Genomic DNA, 15,244 nt, shown 5'->3' on the forward strand with positions numbered 1-15,244 from the left:
GGCGCTCTCGAGTCGTCCCCGAGATGTCGTCCCGAACCGAAACGGTCGCCTTGCTCGGCCCACCCAGTACCTGTATGCCGACAGCCTCGAACGGATCCGTCTCGTTGTACTACGACCGCGATGGTGAGGGCGACCCTATCGTTTTCGTCTCCGCAGCCGGCCTCGGCGGCTGGTCGTGGGGCTGGCAACACGCCGCCCTCGCTGGCCCCGCCGAGGTCGTCGTCTGGGACCTGCGCGGGACAGGCCGCTCCGACACCCCACCCGGCCCATACTCCCTCGAGACGCTCGTCGATGATCTCGAGGCGGTGCTGGCTGACTGTGAGATCCGAAAAGCCCACCTCGTCGGCTGTGGCCTCGGCGGGGCGATCGCGCTTCGTGCCGCTCGAGACTCGAGTCGCGTCGAGACGCTGACCCTCTTTGGCACCGCTGCGAGTGGCGACGCCTACGACCTCGAGCCGTTGTTCGCGCCGCCGACGGACCGCGAGGCGCTGCGAGAGTCGCTTTCAGCCGGGCTCTCAGCGGACTTCCTCGAGGCCCAATCCGACGTGCTCGAAGGCATCGTCGACTGGCGTGCCGATGGCGATGCTGACCGAGAGGGCTGGGCGGCACAGGTCGCCGCGCTCGAGGAGTTCGATGCTGGCGACTGGCTGGTCGAGGTAACCCAGCCGACGCGGGTGATCCACGGCAGCGAGGACCAACTGGTCGCCCCTTCGGCCGGGCAGACTCTCGCGCGTGGCTTGCCCCGCGGGGAGTACATCGAACTCGAGGGCGCGGGCCATCTCTGCTTTATCGAGCGCTCGCGGACGGTCAACGACCGACTCGTCGGCTGGCTCGAGCCGGCTGCCGACGAGTAGTCTTCGGTCGATCAGCTCGGGAGCCGGTTCGTTCGCTCGAGGACGACGAGGACGACGACTGACGCGCCGAGGAGGGCAGCAGCGCCGCCGAACACCGCATCGTACGTCAGTCCGGACTCGATGAGCAGTCCGACGACCCACGAGCCAAGCGCCTGCATGAGCATCCAACTCGAGCTAAAGACGGCGTAGGCGCTGCCTCGTGTCGAGTCCGGGAGCGTGTCGAGCAGGTACGTATCCGTCGCGGGAAACAGGGTGTGGATGACGAATCCGATGATGCCGGTGAGGACGAGCAACGGAAGCAGGCCGTCGACCATCGTCAACGCGAGCATGCTCGCGGAGAACGTCCCGACGATGCCGAGCAGGTACGGAACGTGTGGAAGCCGATCGGCCAGGTCGCCGCCGAAGTAGAACGCGGGGACGCCGGCGGCGAAGACGATCGTGAGCATCGTGCCAGCCATTCGATCGGAGAGCCCTTTCGATTGCATGTACAGCTCATAGAAGTTGAACAGCCCCTGCCAGACGAACGACGCCGCGCCGACGATCACCAGTGCGGTCACGATGAGCCGCCACTCCGACAGCGCGCCGGCGACGAAATTGCGGTCGTCCGCACCCGCCGCCGGCATCTCGGTTCCTTGCGCGGCAAACCACGTGTAGGCCGTCACCACTGCTGCTCCGACGGCGATCGCCCACAGCGAGAGTCGCCAGTCGACGACCAACGTGAGCACGACGAACGGGGCAGCGATCACCGCGGCGATCTGGTTGGCCGCCCCGTGGATACCCATGACCTGTCCGATCCGGGAGGGGTACAGCTCGCTCAACAGCGGGTTCGCTGAGACGAAGTAGACACCCGAGGCGATTCCCATAAAGAAGGCCCCAGCCATGAGGTGTGGCACGGTCGTCGCGGTCGCAGCGAACGCGGACGACACCGCGAGGATCACACCGGAGCCGAGCACGACCTGATGACGCGGGACTTTCGTGAGCAGCCAGCCAGTCGGGAGCCGCAGCGAGGCGCTCCCGATCCAGGCGAGGGTCACGATGAGGCCAGCGGTCCCCTCACCGATCGCGAACTCGCTGATGAAGACGTCTAAAAGCGGCGCGAAGATGATTCTGGCGAGGTTGACGAGAAAGACAAGTCCACAGAGGGATGCGAGGAGTCGGGCGCGGGCCACGACTGCTATTTTAAACAGTGGCTCTCAAGCGTTCCGAAACCGAACCGAACCTGTGCGTTTGGAGACAGCTCGAGGAGATGAGCCAGCGCTGTGTTCTCGAGTACACGCCCCAAAGTTCCGCTCGCAGCCGCTCGACGCCATTGCTCCGATGAGAGATCAACGGCTACACGCACGTGATTCCGTCTCGAATTCGAGTATTCGATCGTTATCTCGCGCCCTCATTTTTGAGTTCGTTCAATCAGAGCTGCGCAGCGACTGACGTCTCTGTGTGGTGGGATTTGGGCGTACGGTCATCGAGGTAAGCTCTATCACGATAGATGGGTGCAGACAGTCGATTGGGTCGACATGCGACCGAAGCATTTAGTTGAATAGAGACTCAATCATACTATGAACACAAATGACTGGGCTATCAGAGTACGTTAGAGCGTTGTTCGACACACTGTCGAACCGCACGTCGGAAGACCCGGTCCAGCACGGCATCTACGCTGATACCCGGTCGAGAGATGGGCTCTACTCGATAACCAACACCCAGCCCGGAACGAGCACCTACGCCGCGGGACAGCGGCCGATGGACCACGAACACGCCACAACTGCGCCGCCCGAAGACGAGGGCCCCGCGACGCTCGACTGTGAGGATCCACAGACGTGTCCCACCTGCAGTCCGCTTACGTCCAGTGCTGACTGAGACGGGCTCCTATCCCGAATGCCCGGTGTACCTCTCCTCGCGCCGGAGCTGACGGACGGAAATCTGTCTGCGGCGCTATTGCTGTTGTCTCGAATTCGAGAGCCGACTCGAGGACGGACTCATTGTGCTGTTCGTGGTTGCGGCAACGTCGGCTCGTGGCAGAAAGCCTATCCATCCTGAGTTGCCAGTACAGAGCAATGAGTCAGCTCCGTATCGCTGTCCTGAACGCAGCTCATCAGGATCAGAACACAACACGGAACTTCCGGCGCGAACTCGACGCCTCGCTGTCGGAGTTCAACGCGACCGAGGGCGAGGTGCCACACGGCTTCGAGTATGACGGAGCCGTCGTCACCGGCTCTCGATCGTCGGTGTACTGGGATGAAGCGTGGATTCAGGCCACGAAGGAATGGGTCGGCGACGCAATCGAGCGCGATATACCGTTTCTCGGCGTCTGTTGGGGACACCAGCTGCTTGCGGACGTTCTCGGCGGCACCGTCGAAGATATGGGTGTTTACGAGGTCGGGTACAGCGAGATCGAACACTTCGGCGAGTCGCGGCTGTTCGACGGCATCGACGAGTCGTTTACCGCTTTTACCAGCCACTCCGACGAAGTCTCACAGCTTCCCCCCGGTGCAGAGCCGCTCGCGACGAACCAGTATTCCAACCACGGCTTCCGAAAGGATCGCGTCTTTGGCGTCCAGTTCCATCCCGAATACGACCCGAAGACGGCCCGCGAACTCGTCTACCGCAAAGAACTCTCCGACGAGCGTCGTGACTCCGTTCTCGAGGAGATTACCCGGGACAACTACCAACAAGCTTGCGAGGCGAAACTCGTCTTCGAGAACTTCCTCGAGTTCGTTCGCGAAGTGAACACAGCCGATGTGGCCGCCGAGTCGGTTACGCAGTCTCCGTCCATTCGGTCGTCCGACTAGCGGGCGCTTTTTTCTGAGTCGAAGCTGTTGGCGGTTCTGTGACGTTGACGCTCGGTGTGGTGTTCTTGAAATGAGGCGACAAAACGAGCGACAGCGGCAGTGAAAACCGAGTCAGACCGTATCAGTCGGCTGCAACTTCGACGCTTGCCTCGTCGGCTTTGCCGATCGCTTCGATGATGAGTTCGGCGACGTCAACGATCTCGATCTCGTCCTCGTAGCCGCCCGTTTTGCGACCGTCTTCGTACATCGTCATGCACATCGGACAGGCGACGACGAACTTCTCGATATCGGGGCCGGCGTCGGTGTCCTCGAGTGCCTCCCGGATGCGTTCCTCGCTCGGTTTCGGTTCTTCTTCGAAGTCCATCCAGAGACCACCACCACCGCCGCCACAGCAGAAGGCGTTGGCGCGGTTACGTGGCATCTCATCGAGCGTACAGCCCGTCGCTTTGATCAGCTCACGCGGGGCCTCGTATTCGTCGTTGTACCGGCCGAGGTGACACGGATCGTGGTAGGTGACGGTGTAGTCGAGTTCGGTCCCGGTGAGTTCGAGGTTGCCCTCGGCGACGAGTTCTTCGACCGCTTGGGTCCAGTGGTAGACGTCGATCTCGCCGTCGTCGTTCCAGAACTCCTCGTACTCGAAGGGCATGATCGGGTCGTCGGCGAACTCCTCGAAGTCGACCTCCGGATACTCGTTTTTGAACGTGTTGTAGGAGTGAGGATCGGTACAGACGATCGTGTCGAACTCACAGTCGTCCCACGTCTCAACGTGGTGGCCAGCGAGTTCGACGTAGAGGAACTCCTCGCCGACGCGGCGGATGTCGTTGCCGTCGTACTTCTCATCGTCGAAGAGGATGCCGAAGCTGACATCAGCTTCCTTGAGAATCGTCGCCAGCGAGCGGGCGACCTGCTTGTTGCGCTCGTCGTAGCTCGGGAAGTCGCCGACGTACCAGAGGTAGTCGACCTTCTCTTCGCGGGCGTCGGTGACGTCGAACTCGAGGTCGTCGGTCCAGTCGCCACGGTTGCGGGGACTGTCGCCGAACGTGTTGCCGTTTTGCATGACGTTCTGGAAGACGTCCTGCATCGAACTCGAGATATCTCCCTGGTCGGTCGCCTGACGGTTGAGTCGGGTAAACGACTGGAGGTGTTCGATCTCGACGGGACAGGCGTCCATACAGGCCATACAGGCCATACAGGACTCCATCGTCTCCGTATTGATGACGCTCGTGCCGCCGTCGGCGATGATCGGCTGTTCCTCGCCACCTGCGTCGAGTTCCTCACGGTACTTTTTCAGGTCGAGGATGACGTCACGTGGGTCAAGCGGCCGGTCGGAGGCCTTGGCCGGACAGACCGACGAACAGCGGCCACACTTGGTACAGGCGTCCTGATCGAGCAGTTCCTTCCAGGTGAAATCGTCGATGGATTCGGCGTTGGTCGCGTCCAGATCGGCGGGGACGTTCGGCAGCCGAGCGCCGGCTTTCTCGTCGCGAACGACGACGTTCGCGAACGACGAGAGCATGTGGAACGGCTTGGCGTAGGGGATCCACGCGATAAAGAACAGCGCGAGCAGCGAGTGCGACCACCAGGAGAGCCAGTGGAGCGTCTCGGCGTTGAACGCGAGGTTCTCCGTCGCCGCGTAGTTCGCACTCAGCGCGGCCTCCGTTGTCGGCAGGCCAACCGCACCGAACAGCAACGCCAGCCCGTAGCCGACGAAGCTGACCACTTCGTGTTCGGGCATCCCCGTGATGTAGATGCGAAGCCCCTCGAGGAGGAAGCCACCAACACCGAGGCCGAACAGCGTCCAGATGAAGATATCGTCCTCGCTGGAGGTGTGACGGCCCCAGAGACGGTTATTTCGGACCCAGTAGCGACGATAGATCGCCATCCCGATCCCAACGACAAACAGCAGTCCCATCGCGTCGACCATGAACTGGTAGGCGAGATAGAAGTCACCCTGCCAGAACGCGATGCCGAAGAGCAGCTCCGTGCCGTACTGTTCGACGGCGATGATCGTCGTCGCGATCAGCAGGGTCAGGAATCCCCAGAGAATAAACGAGTGCATCAGACCGCCGTAGAGATCCCGATTGAACTGCTTCTCGTTTGAGAGGACGATCTTGGCTGCGCTGACGATTCGGGACGGCAACTCGTCGAGTCGTGCGAACGGGTCGTCATCACCGTCGGTGTACCGACTGAACCGCCGGTAGACTCCGTAGGCGAAGACGGCAAGCGTGATTGCGACGAGGAGATAGAACACCGCATAGCCGGTGCTTCCGATCCCCAGGTAGGTTTCTCTCCCCACCTCTGTCTGTGCTATGATGTTCATATACAATGACGTGGTGGGATGTGACTTAGTTCTTGTCACACCCTTCGGTAGCCAATCACTACGCCTTCTTGCGAAAACCCGTCTATAGTTTCAAGTTTATAATTGTTGTCAATGTCTGGTTCGCTACCCCCCACGCTATCTGGCAACAGGCTTAAATAGCCACCCACCGGGAGTGTCCACCCATGAACGAAAAAACCGAGCAGCTCCGCGATATCTTCACTGACGTCACCGACGGCGAGGAAACGATCACCGAATCACAGGAAGACACCCGCGGCTCGCTCGAGCGAGACGAGCGAACGACCGCGGAACGTCTCGAGAACGTCGTCGCACAGATGCGAGACCGATACGAGTTCGAGACGCCGTTGTCGGATGACGACCTCATTACGGTCGCCAAAGCCTTCTACGAGGACGAAACCGACGACGAAATCGCCGCCGACCTCGGTGTCGACGCCGACGAAATTTTCGAGGCACGGCTCTCACTCCACCTCATCGACGAGGCAGATGCCGACGAGGTCGACCTCGCGGCAATCCGTGACCGCGAGGAAGGCGATGCCACGCTTGCCGACGAGTACAACGTCAGCGAAGCCAAAATTCGACGCTATCGGCGTGTCGCCATGGCTCAGGACGAATCGCGAGCGGCAAACGACCGCTACCGCGACGAGTTCGACAGCATTCTCGCGGATGCCGACCTCTCCGAGCGAATGGCGACCGACGTCCGCGAGGACGGCCTCGAGGACGCCACCGAGGGCATGGAAACGGACGTCGAGTTCTAGCTCGCTGATTTTCGAAAACGACTGCGTGCACCGCTGGTGCACTCGAGACGGTCGCTCGCGCCGTCTCTGGATACAGCGGCCGCTGTCGGACACGAGAGTTTTTATCCAATCGGGCGGCCAGACGGCCCGTGTCTCGAGCCCAGATCTCGTTTAGCGACCTCCGGACGGCCGCGTACTGTCCGCGAAAGTGTTACTACCAGCGAACACGCGACGCCGACCGCGAGCCACCACCAGAAGTCGAGGCGATTCGCGACCTCGCGACGCGCTATGAGGCGTTACTCGAGACACCAGCCAGCGCACTCGAGTCCGAACCGATCGCCGTCAGCGCCGTCCGGTATCGCGATCAACTCGAGACGACTCGCCAGCGCCTCACTGACGGTGGTCACTGGGAGCGACTCTGTACCCCTCGCGATCGGAACGTCCTCGCAACTGGACGCCGCTGTCGTGGCATCGTCCATAAGGTCCTCACAGACCCCCTTGAGCCAGCCCTGATTTCGGCTGGGAAGCCACCCGAGCAAGGTGTCTGGGAGCCACAGTCAGTCCATGCCGTCGCGGCCGCGAAAGCGATCGCCTGGGAACACCAGCAATCGGTCGAGCGTGTCTGGCTCGAGTATCCTGCCTACGGCGTTGTCCGGTCGGTCGACCTGACGACACGCCGGAAAGCACGGTACCGGCGAGCGCTGCGGACGGTTCGGGAACTCGACGGGCCACCGGCGCGGACCAGCAACCGTTCGAAGTGTGACAGCTGTGCGTTCGCCAGCGAGTGCGGCGTTCGAACACGGACGCTCCGGTCGTTGCTCGGGTTCTAACACCGGCGCTCGAGCCATGCCTCGATTTCGTCGGCCATCGCTCCGCGACGGTGGATCGTCGCCGTCGAGAGATCGACGACGGTGCTTTCGGTACCCCGGGTTTCGCCCGCCTCGAGAACCACGCTGGCGGCTTCGCGAATTGCCGGATCGAGGGCCTCGGGTGTGCGAACGCTCCCCTGTCCGCTGACGTTCGCACTCGTCGCGGTGATTGGGGTGCCGGCGCGTTCACAGAGCGCGAGCGCGAGGTCGTGGTCCGGCACTCGAACGCCGACTCGGTCACGGCCGGCCGTAAGTTCATCTGGAATGGACTCTCGACGACGACAGAGCACCGTTACCGGTCCGGGGAGGAACCGGGCCATGAACTGGCGTTCGCGGTCGGTCGCGCGGACGTATCTCAGTGCCGACGGCACTGAGGGCACGGCAAACGAGATCGGCTTCGACCGGTCTCGGTCTTTCACGTCGAAGACGGCGTCGACTGCGTCGGGATCGAGCGCATCTGCACCGAGCCCATAGACAGTCTCCGTGGGGTAGACGACGAGTTTCCCGTCGTTGATCGCGGCTGCTGCACGCTCGAGATCACTCATTTGGTACAGATCGGCCGGTCACCGACAAAAGCGTATCGTGACCGCTTGAGAGAGCTACACGAGGCCGAGACGCTCCTCGAGGGCGTCGTAATCGGGGAACTCGGGCCACTCGGTTGCGACCCACGCGGCCTCGACAGTGCAGTCTTGGCCGACCGCGAAGAACGCCAAGCGAGGCTCGCTGATTCCGGTCATCCCGTCGAGCGCGTGGGCGATGCCGTAGTCGTCGGCGACCCCGTTGGCGGGATCTGCAAAGAGCGTGAACGGGGCGTCGTTCTCGTCGATGAACCTCGAAATCGCATACGGCGTCGACGCCGTCACGCCGACGACCTGCTCGTCGCAGTCGGCCCACCCCCGTTCGGTGAGTTCGTCCCAGACGTACTTGCCGACGAACGAGCCGATCATCGGCGTGAACACGAGAATCGTCCGTCCGTTGGCGACGAGTTCAGAGAGCGTTTGATCCTGCCAGAACTCGTCGGTGACCAGTGGCCGAGTGAACTCGGGCGCCTCGTCTCCGGCCGTTGGATGGTCGGTGGGGCCGAGATCGACGACCTCGAACTCCGGCATTACTCACCACCGCCGTTGGCAACGGCCGCTGTCTCGGCGATGGCCGTTCCCTCGCCGTAGGTCGTCTCGAGATAGTCGACGATATTCCCACTTTCGGCCATCGTCACACCAGTCCGCGCATCGACGATGACGGGCACGGTGCGGACGCCAGCGACGCGTTTGACGACGTCTCGATCTGAGTGGAGTGGTTCGACGAACCGAGACGTGTACTCGAGGTCGTACGCCTCGAGCAGCCGGGTCACACGTTCGCAGTACGGACAGGCCTGCAGTCGGTAGAATGTGATCGGCGCGTCGCTGGCTGCGCTGTCGAGTGCTCCCATACCATTCGTTGGGCAAACAGGCGGGTAAGCGTGTCGTCGGCGGCGAGTTCGAGGGATAATGGTAAACTGTTAACCGATTCGGCTACAACTCTCGATATCAATGGCGTTATCTCCGCTCCTCGAGGTCGTGATTGCCGTCTACGAGGTTCCAGTCGTGGGCCTCGAGTTCGATCGGTCGACAGTGACGGTTTTCGGTGCGCTCGCGGTGGCGGTTCTTATTGGCCTCTCCGGATTCTTCTCCTCTTCGGAGATCGCGATGTTTAATCTGCCGAAACACCGCCTCGAGGGAATGGTCGAGGACGGTGTGGCGGGGGCAGAGCTGGTAAAATCGCTCAAAGACGATCCCCACAGACTGCTGGTGACGATTCTGGTCGGCAACAACATCGTCAACATCGCGATGTCCTCGATCGCGACGGCGATCCTGTCGCTTCATTTCGGCGGACTGGTCGGGGTGTTGCTGGCGACGTTCGGGATCACCGCACTCGTGCTCCTTTTCGGTGAGAGCGTACCCAAGTCGTACGCGGTCGAGAACACTGAGTCGTGGGCAGTCCGAATCTCGAAACCGCTGAAAGCTACGGAGTATCTGCTCTACCCGCTGATCGTCCTCTTCGATTACCTCACCCGGCAGGTCAACAAGCTCACAGGCTCGACAGGGGCGATCGAATCCCCCTACGTTACCCGCGACGAGATCCAGGAGATGATCGAATCCGGCGAGCGCGAGGGCGTCTTGGAGGAGGAAGAACACGAGATGCTCACACGCATCTTTCGGTTTAACAACACGATCGTCAAGGAGGTGATGACCCCCCGGCTGGACATGACGGCGGTCCCCAAAGACGCCGGGATCGACGAAGCGATCGAGACCTGTATCCAGAGTGGTCACGCCCGCGTGCCGGTCTACGAGGGGAGCCTCGACAACGTTCAGGGGGTCGTCCACATCCGCGATCTCGTGCGTGACCTCAACTATGGCGAAACTGAGGCCGAAGACCTGTGCCTCGAGGACCTCATCCAGCCGACGCTACACGTCCCCGAGTCGAAAAACGTCGACGAACTGCTGACCGAGATGCGCGAAAACCGGATGCATATGGCAATCGTCATCGACGAGTTCGGGACGACCGAAGGGCTGGTGACCGTCGAGGACATGATCGAGGAGATCGTCGGCGAGATCCTGAAAACCGGCGAGGAAGAACCGGTCGAGCAACTCGACGAGCGGACCGTTATCGTCCGTGGCGAAGTCAACATCGAAGACGTCAACGAGGCGCTCGATATCGATCTCCCCGAAGGGCAGGAGTTCGAGACCATCGCCGGCTTCATTTTCAACCGTGCGGGACGACTCGTCGAGGAAGGCGAGGAGATCACTTACGACGGCGTCCGTATCACCGTTGAGACCGTCGAGAACACCCGAATCATGAAAGCTCGACTGCGGAAACTCGAGGAGCCACCCGAGCCAGCGGCCGACGGGGACCCCGAAGCTGATGAGGGGTCAGCGACTCGAGACTGACCGCGCGTTCATGAGTTGTCTTCGACTTCGAGCATCCGCGCTTGCAGCTCTCGTCCCCGGTCGGACTCGACAGTGAGCTCTGGAACCGGGACCGCGGAGCCGTCTTCGTCAATCGCGACAAAGGTAAACGATGACTCGGTTGTGCGTTCCATTTCACCGCTTCTGGGCTCTTCACGCCAGGCTCGAAGGCCGACATGGACGCTCGTTCGCCCGGCGTCATAGACGAACGCCTCAACTAATGCCGTATCGCCGATCCCGATCGGGCGCTCGAAGTCGAGCTCGTTGACACGGGCGGTGACACAGGTCTCGCCGGCAAAGCGCATCGCCGACATCGCGCCGACCTCGTCTAACCACTTCATGAGGTTGCCACCGTGGAGCGTGTCGTTGTTGTTCGCGTGATTCGGCTGGACACGGAATCGATTCTGGATATGTGTTTCCAGGACAGTTGGCATATCCACCTCTTCACAGGATGGCATCAAGAAAACACCTACTCGAGTTGTCGCTACGCAAGCGACTCGTCACCGATCGATCGCCTCTCAGGCGTCCCGGCCCAGTTCCGCCAACAGATGCGAGACGTGAATCCGGTCGCTCGAGCCCTCGTGCATCTCAAACTCGACATCAGCTGCGAGGCGGTGCATGCGAGCCAGCTTGTCGCCCTGATATCGTTTGCGAGCCACCTCGAGGATCGCATCGAGGACTTCCTCGCCGTCTAATCCCTCGTCGACGAGCAGGTCGTCCAGAGCTTTTCTGGCGTCCGTGAACGACCCGGCTTCGGCATCGTCTACCATCGCCTCGACCTCGTCTTCGAGGCCGACTTCGCCGATCGTCTCGTAGGCCGCCTGCATCGTCAACTCACCCTCGTTTTCGACGGTTGTCTGGGCGGCCAGCACCGCCTGCCGGAGATTCCCGCCGGCGTAGCCCGCGACGAACTCGAGGCCATCGGGCTCGTACGCAACGCCTTCGGCTTCGACGATCCGTTCTAAGACGGTGACGGTCTCTTCGCTCGAGGGAGCGCGCAGGGAGACGGGGAAACACCGCGAGCGGATCGGCGGGATGAGCTTGGTGGGCTGGCGGGTGGCGACGATAAACTGCGTCGTCCGGTGGTGTTGTTCCATGATCCGCCGGAGCGCCTGCTGGAAGTCCTCGCGAACGTCTTCGGCGTTATCGAGCAGGATCGTCTTGTACTCGCCGGAGACGGAAGCGTAGCTTGCGGATTCTTTGAGGACGTGATTGATCATATCCCGTTTGCTCATCGACGAGCGGCCGACGAGGAACTGGGCGAAGCGGGGATCGTTTTTGATCTCTGTTTTCGTGCGTCCGAAGAAGTCAGCGACGTTGATCTCGATTAAGTCGTTGTCCGGGTCAGCGTGTGCCTCCCGAGCGAGTGCGCGCGCCGCCGCCGTCTTCCCGCTTCCGGGTGGGCCCTGTAGCAGGAGGTTGATCGGCTCGTCGACGGCTCGCTCGAGATACTCACGAGCATCGTCCTGTGGCAACTCGGCCAGCGTGGGGGCGTGGGTGTCGGTCCACAGCGGCGCGTCCATCGCCAGACGGTAGGGCTGGGGTGGGTAAGAATCGGTCGGTTATACTGCCAGACAGAACGATTCACGTACCGATCGCACGCGAGCGGTCGTCGCCAAAAGCGACGAGCTGTGAGACGCGGTCGGGCGGTTACTGACTGTTGTCTGGCAGTATTAGTCGTCGCCCAGTGGGTTAGGTGTCGTTGTCCTCTTCCTCGTCAGCCGCGTCTGCGATCGTAAACGTCGTTTCGACGGGCTCGCCCTCGTGCTCGAGCACTGTTGCAGCGTCGAGGTCGTCTGGATCGCCGTCGTAGACGACGGCCGTGAGTTCCGCGTCGTCGTCGACCGTGACGTTCTCATCGAACTCGATGCTGACGTCGATGTGTTCGCCAGCGTCGAGGTCCTCGCTCGTTGCGATCACGGCGCCGTCCTCGTCCTCGATAGCGACGAAGCCGTCTTCTGGTGTTGCCATGTCGACCGTGACGTTCTCGTCGCTTGCATCGACGACCTCGACGTACGGGTCGGTGTGCAACTCGAGGTCGATCGGCTCAAGGACGCCGTCGCCGTCGGTGTAGATACCGAGGATCCGTTCGCCAGGTGGGGTCCCGGTCGTGTCGACTTCGAAGCTGACTTCGCGAGTTTCACCACCCTCGAGGGTCACTGCCCGTTGCTCGAGAGCAGCCCCATCGAGGCGGAAAACGACGTTTTCCTGATTTTCCAACTCTGTTGGGTTAGTAATTTCAGCGGCGACTTCGATCGTCTCGTTCGTGGTCGCTGCTGTGGGCGCGCTGATGTCGTCAACGACGAACGAGTCGGTGAGTGCGTCGTCGTCCTCGACCGTCAGCACTGTCGCGGTGTCTGCAACTGGGAATCCGTCTTCGAGATACGGTCGATCGTCTGCGCCGTCGCTCTCCTCGTATGCGTAGGTTTCGTCGTTGGTGGTATCTTGATGGACCGTCGCGGCCAGGCGGCCGACGAGCTCGGCCTCGTCAGCTTCCACCGTCACGTTCTCGTGGCTGCCCGAACCGAGATACTCCGAGACTGTGAGTGGCTCATCGCCGCCGTCGGTGATGACGACGAACCCGCCATCCGAGAGCGTGACCTCATCGATGACAACGGAGTCGCCGTCGCCTTGCTGGTCCTCGAAGGTGATCGATGCCTCGGGATCTTCCTCGACACCGAAAATGGCTGGAGCTTGCCCGACGATGATCCCCGCGGCGAGTACGATCGTGATTGCGATCAAGATCGCGCCGACGCGTTTGATGGTTCCGAACGTCAATCTCGAACTCATTGTATGATGGTGTTGCTAGCCACAGAGAGACACCGAGTGGGAGTCAAATGGCGTTGCTAGCCGTTTAGCGGTGCAGCGATGTAAAACGTCGAGGTGATTCGCTACTGCTGTCGATTCAGCATGGGCTTATGAACGTCACGAGGCCACGATCCACGTTCAGGTCGAGGAGGCTGCCGAACCGGTTTGCAAACCGGCTACCAGTCTATGACTGATGGTTCTCGATTGCTTGTCGGCGGCTCTTCTCTCGGGCGCGGGAATTGCCACTCGTTTTCGGTAGCGATTGCGTGGAAACATCAGTCACACTGATAGTTACCAATACACTGGCTGCGAATATAACTATTTATATAAATATACGATTGCAGAGCGATTGAAATATACCCGGTCACAGTTGCTCTCTGTGATACTCAGCCTCTCGAGCGGATCAATATCCGCTATCTGTTGTTATTTCCAACCTGATCTAATAGTAATTATATAAAAATATGTTTAAACATGAATTGAAAATATAAAAACTAGTCTAGAAAAGGTTTATTTATCAATGCAAAGCACTTGTATCTATGAGTTCACCGGCATCGAGTAATTGCCCCCGAACGATCAGCGCCGATGACCGCGTCCCGCGGTATCGGTCGTTGGATCGCCGACGGACAGCACCACTGCAGACAGTATGCATACTGGATGAGAGGGGCAGACGAGATGGACGCAACCGAACGACGACGTACGTCGATAACCGATGATCGTCGCTGCGACGCTTACGGTACTTGGGTTGTTGATTGGGATTGGCATCGTACAGCGGCACGGCCTTCGGTTATCCGGAGTCCTCGTCGTCCCGTTGTTTGCAGTGTATGCACTGTACGACTTCATCGCGATCCCGGCGTTCATACTCGGCATCGTTGCCTCCTACTATGGTTTGACTATCCTCCAGCGCCGAACGTTCTTGTTCGGACGCCAGCTCCTGCTGGCCAGCATGGGGATCAGTATGACCGTTCCACTCGGTGTCTTCGGTGGACTCTCACTGGCCGGCGTTCCTGGACTCATGTTGTCAGAAGTCGCGTTCGTCGCGAGTATTCTGCCAGGAGTTGCCGCCTACAACTATCATCAACTCGAGTCGGATCGACGCCGCGACGACGTGTTGTTGAGCGTTGCGACACTGATCGGATTGACTGGACTTGGTGTCGGGCTCGTTTCCCTCAGCCTGGCCCCATACCTTGGACAGCTCACACCACCAGTGTTGTACGGTGATGGTTCCGATATCGCCACGCTCCAGCAGGCAACGGTGGGCGAATCGGCGTTCACCCTCGATGCGTCGTTCTCGTTGATCCTCGGCGTCATCCTCATCGGGTTGTTCGTCTCCGAGGGCGTATACTTCCGCTGGGGGATCAGACTCAACGGCATCATCGCGCTGCCGTTGCTGGCGCTGTTCTCGCTTCAGTCGGCTGCGGTGCTCCCGCTGTACGTCGCCGGGCTCGCAGTCGTCTACTGGTTGATAACCCAGATCCACCGTCGGACGCTCCTGTACGGACGGGTGTTGCTCGCGATCGGACTGGCAATCGCAGTCAGCGGTGCCATCCCGATTGCGATTGTCGCGCCAGTGACGACGGGACTTCACCTGTTCTTTACAGCGATTCTGATCGGTATCGGTGCGTACAATCTTCACCGGATGCCGCCGGAACACCGATCGATGTCGCTCGCACTCTCTGCGGGTGCGTTCGTCGGCTTCCTTGGTGGGTTGCGAGTGCTGATCTCTCCGGCGCAGGCCGGACTGCTCGTCGATCCAGGTCTTCTCGAGTTCGGACTCGCGGCCGCTGCAGTCACTGCGGGCGCGATCACTGCGTTCCGACTCGAGCGGCTCCGACCCAGTGCGGCCGAACGGAGACGCATTACCTCCCACAAACACACTTGACGCTTCGACCATGTCATATTCCAGCTTCACA

At 60.8% G+C, this 15,244-nt stretch carries 15 protein-coding genes; 7 read left to right on the plus strand and 8 right to left on the minus strand.

The window, feature by feature from the left end; translation table 11 throughout:
• Window positions 1–74: 74 nt before the first annotated feature.
• Complete coding sequence (locus tag DV706_RS06990) at window positions 75–854, plus strand: alpha/beta fold hydrolase (protein ID WP_049889697.1); 780 nt, start codon at window positions 75–77, stop codon at window positions 852–854.
• Window positions 855–865: 11 nt separating this feature from the next.
• On the opposite strand, the gene DV706_RS06995 is transcribed toward DV706_RS06990, so the two are convergent.
• Window positions 866–2,023, minus strand: coding sequence for an MFS transporter (locus DV706_RS06995; RefSeq protein ID WP_006065332.1), 1,158 nt, complete (start codon window positions 2,021–2,023; stop codon window positions 866–868).
• Between the two features lie 397 nt (window positions 2,024–2,420).
• Between DV706_RS06995 and DV706_RS07000 the strand changes: the two genes are divergently transcribed.
• Together DV706_RS07000 and DV706_RS07005 are read left to right on the plus strand one after the other, a co-directional pair.
• Entirely contained in the window at window positions 2,421–2,708 is a 288-nt protein-coding gene (locus DV706_RS07000) for a hypothetical protein (protein WP_006065331.1), read from the plus strand.
• A gap of 197 nt (window positions 2,709–2,905) precedes the next feature.
• Window positions 2,906–3,640: a type 1 glutamine amidotransferase gene (locus DV706_RS07005; RefSeq protein ID WP_006065330.1), complete on the plus strand. Its 735-nt coding sequence runs from the start codon at window positions 2,906–2,908 to the stop codon at window positions 3,638–3,640.
• Between the two features lie 121 nt (window positions 3,641–3,761).
• Here DV706_RS07005 and DV706_RS07010 read toward each other — a convergent pair whose 3' ends face one another.
• Complete coding sequence (locus DV706_RS07010) at window positions 3,762–5,960, minus strand: heterodisulfide reductase-related iron-sulfur binding cluster (RefSeq protein ID WP_006065329.1); 2,199 nt, start codon at window positions 5,958–5,960, stop codon at window positions 3,762–3,764.
• Window positions 5,961–6,142: 182 nt separating this feature from the next.
• Between DV706_RS07010 and DV706_RS07015 the strand changes: the two genes are divergently transcribed.
• Entirely contained in the window at window positions 6,143–6,733 is a 591-nt protein-coding gene (locus tag DV706_RS07015) for a hypothetical protein (protein WP_006065328.1), read from the plus strand.
• Between the two features lie 128 nt (window positions 6,734–6,861).
• Window positions 6,862–7,542, plus strand: a complete 681-nt coding sequence (locus DV706_RS07020) for a CRISPR-associated protein Cas4 (RefSeq protein ID WP_006065327.1) — start codon at window positions 6,862–6,864, stop codon at window positions 7,540–7,542.
• Here DV706_RS07020 and DV706_RS07025 read toward each other — a convergent pair.
• The 3 genes from DV706_RS07025 to DV706_RS07035 are packed head-to-tail and all read right to left on the minus strand — an operon-like array spanning window position 7,539 to window position 9,010.
• Complete coding sequence (locus DV706_RS07025) at window positions 7,539–8,126, minus strand: L-threonylcarbamoyladenylate synthase (RefSeq protein ID WP_136350832.1); 588 nt, start codon at window positions 8,124–8,126, stop codon at window positions 7,539–7,541. The genes DV706_RS07020 and DV706_RS07025 overlap by 4 nt on opposite strands.
• Window positions 8,127–8,180: 54 nt before the next feature.
• On the minus strand, window positions 8,181–8,690 hold the full coding sequence (locus tag DV706_RS07030) for a redoxin domain-containing protein (RefSeq protein ID WP_006065325.1): 510 nt from the start codon (window positions 8,688–8,690) through the stop codon (window positions 8,181–8,183).
• Window positions 8,690–9,010 carry a glutaredoxin family protein gene (locus DV706_RS07035; protein WP_006065324.1) on the minus strand — a complete coding sequence of 107 codons (321 nt, stop codon included), beginning with the start codon at window positions 9,008–9,010 and terminating at the stop codon, window positions 8,690–8,692. The genes DV706_RS07030 and DV706_RS07035 overlap by 1 nt, the downstream gene beginning before the upstream one ends.
• A gap of 100 nt (window positions 9,011–9,110) precedes the next feature.
• On the opposite strand from DV706_RS07035, the gene DV706_RS07040 reads away from it, so the two are divergent.
• A complete protein-coding gene (locus DV706_RS07040) occupies window positions 9,111–10,508 on the plus strand; it encodes a hemolysin family protein (RefSeq protein ID WP_006065323.1) in 1,398 nt (465 codons plus the stop codon).
• Between the two features lie 8 nt (window positions 10,509–10,516).
• Here DV706_RS07040 and DV706_RS07045 read toward each other — a convergent pair whose 3' ends face one another.
• The 3 genes from DV706_RS07045 to DV706_RS07055 form a co-directional block, all read right to left on the minus strand.
• Window positions 10,517–10,960 carry an acyl-CoA thioesterase gene (locus DV706_RS07045; protein WP_006065322.1) on the minus strand — a complete coding sequence of 148 codons (444 nt, stop codon included), beginning with the start codon at window positions 10,958–10,960 and terminating at the stop codon, window positions 10,517–10,519.
• A gap of 84 nt (window positions 10,961–11,044) precedes the next feature.
• The gene (locus tag DV706_RS07050) at window positions 11,045–12,049 is read right to left on the minus strand and encodes an AAA family ATPase (RefSeq protein ID WP_006065321.1); all 1,005 of its coding nucleotides are present in this window, start codon (window positions 12,047–12,049) and stop codon (window positions 11,045–11,047) included.
• 169 nt (window positions 12,050–12,218) lie between these two features.
• A complete protein-coding gene (locus tag DV706_RS07055; RefSeq protein ID WP_006065320.1) occupies window positions 12,219–13,316 on the minus strand; it encodes a DUF7282 domain-containing protein in 1,098 nt (365 codons plus the stop codon).
• A 727-nt stretch (window positions 13,317–14,043) separates the two neighbouring features.
• Here DV706_RS07055 and DV706_RS07060 point away from each other — a divergent pair.
• Complete coding sequence (locus DV706_RS07060; RefSeq protein ID WP_006065319.1) at window positions 14,044–15,213, plus strand: poly-gamma-glutamate biosynthesis protein PgsC/CapC; 1,170 nt, start codon at window positions 14,044–14,046, stop codon at window positions 15,211–15,213.
• The last annotated feature ends 31 nt before the right edge of the window (window positions 15,214–15,244 follow it).

The sequence above is a fragment of the Natronorubrum bangense genome (assembly GCF_004799645.1).
Lineage (GTDB): Archaea > Halobacteriota > Halobacteria > Halobacteriales > Natrialbaceae > Natronorubrum > Natronorubrum bangense.

Excerpts from the sequence above, each read along its gene's own strand:
- DV706_RS07060 (WP_006065319.1), top strand. The coding sequence starts at position 14,044 with ATGATCGTCGCTGCGACGCTTACGGTACTTGGGTTGTTGATTGGGATT.
- DV706_RS07000 (WP_006065331.1), top strand. The coding sequence starts at position 2,421 with ATGACTGGGCTATCAGAGTACGTTAGAGCGTTGTTCGACACACTGTCG.
- DV706_RS07015 (WP_006065328.1), top strand. The coding sequence starts at position 6,143 with ATGAACGAAAAAACCGAGCAGCTCCGCGATATCTTCACTGACGTCACC.
- DV706_RS07005 (WP_006065330.1), top strand. The coding sequence starts at position 2,906 with ATGAGTCAGCTCCGTATCGCTGTCCTGAACGCAGCTCATCAGGATCAG.
- DV706_RS07035 (WP_006065324.1), bottom strand. The coding sequence starts at position 9,010 with ATGGGAGCACTCGACAGCGCAGCCAGCGACGCGCCGATCACATTCTAC.
- DV706_RS07040 (WP_006065323.1), top strand. The coding sequence starts at position 9,111 with ATGGCGTTATCTCCGCTCCTCGAGGTCGTGATTGCCGTCTACGAGGTT.
- DV706_RS07030 (WP_006065325.1), bottom strand. The coding sequence starts at position 8,690 with ATGCCGGAGTTCGAGGTCGTCGATCTCGGCCCCACCGACCATCCAACG.
- DV706_RS07055 (WP_006065320.1), bottom strand. The coding sequence starts at position 13,316 with ATGAGTTCGAGATTGACGTTCGGAACCATCAAACGCGTCGGCGCGATC.
- DV706_RS06990 (WP_049889697.1), top strand. The coding sequence starts at position 75 with ATGCCGACAGCCTCGAACGGATCCGTCTCGTTGTACTACGACCGCGAT.
- DV706_RS07025 (WP_136350832.1), bottom strand. The coding sequence starts at position 8,126 with ATGAGTGATCTCGAGCGTGCAGCAGCCGCGATCAACGACGGGAAACTC.
- DV706_RS07050 (WP_006065321.1), bottom strand. The coding sequence starts at position 12,049 with ATGGACGCGCCGCTGTGGACCGACACCCACGCCCCCACGCTGGCCGAG.
- DV706_RS07045 (WP_006065322.1), bottom strand. The coding sequence starts at position 10,960 with ATGCCAACTGTCCTGGAAACACATATCCAGAATCGATTCCGTGTCCAG.
- DV706_RS07010 (WP_006065329.1), bottom strand. The coding sequence starts at position 5,960 with ATGAACATCATAGCACAGACAGAGGTGGGGAGAGAAACCTACCTGGGG.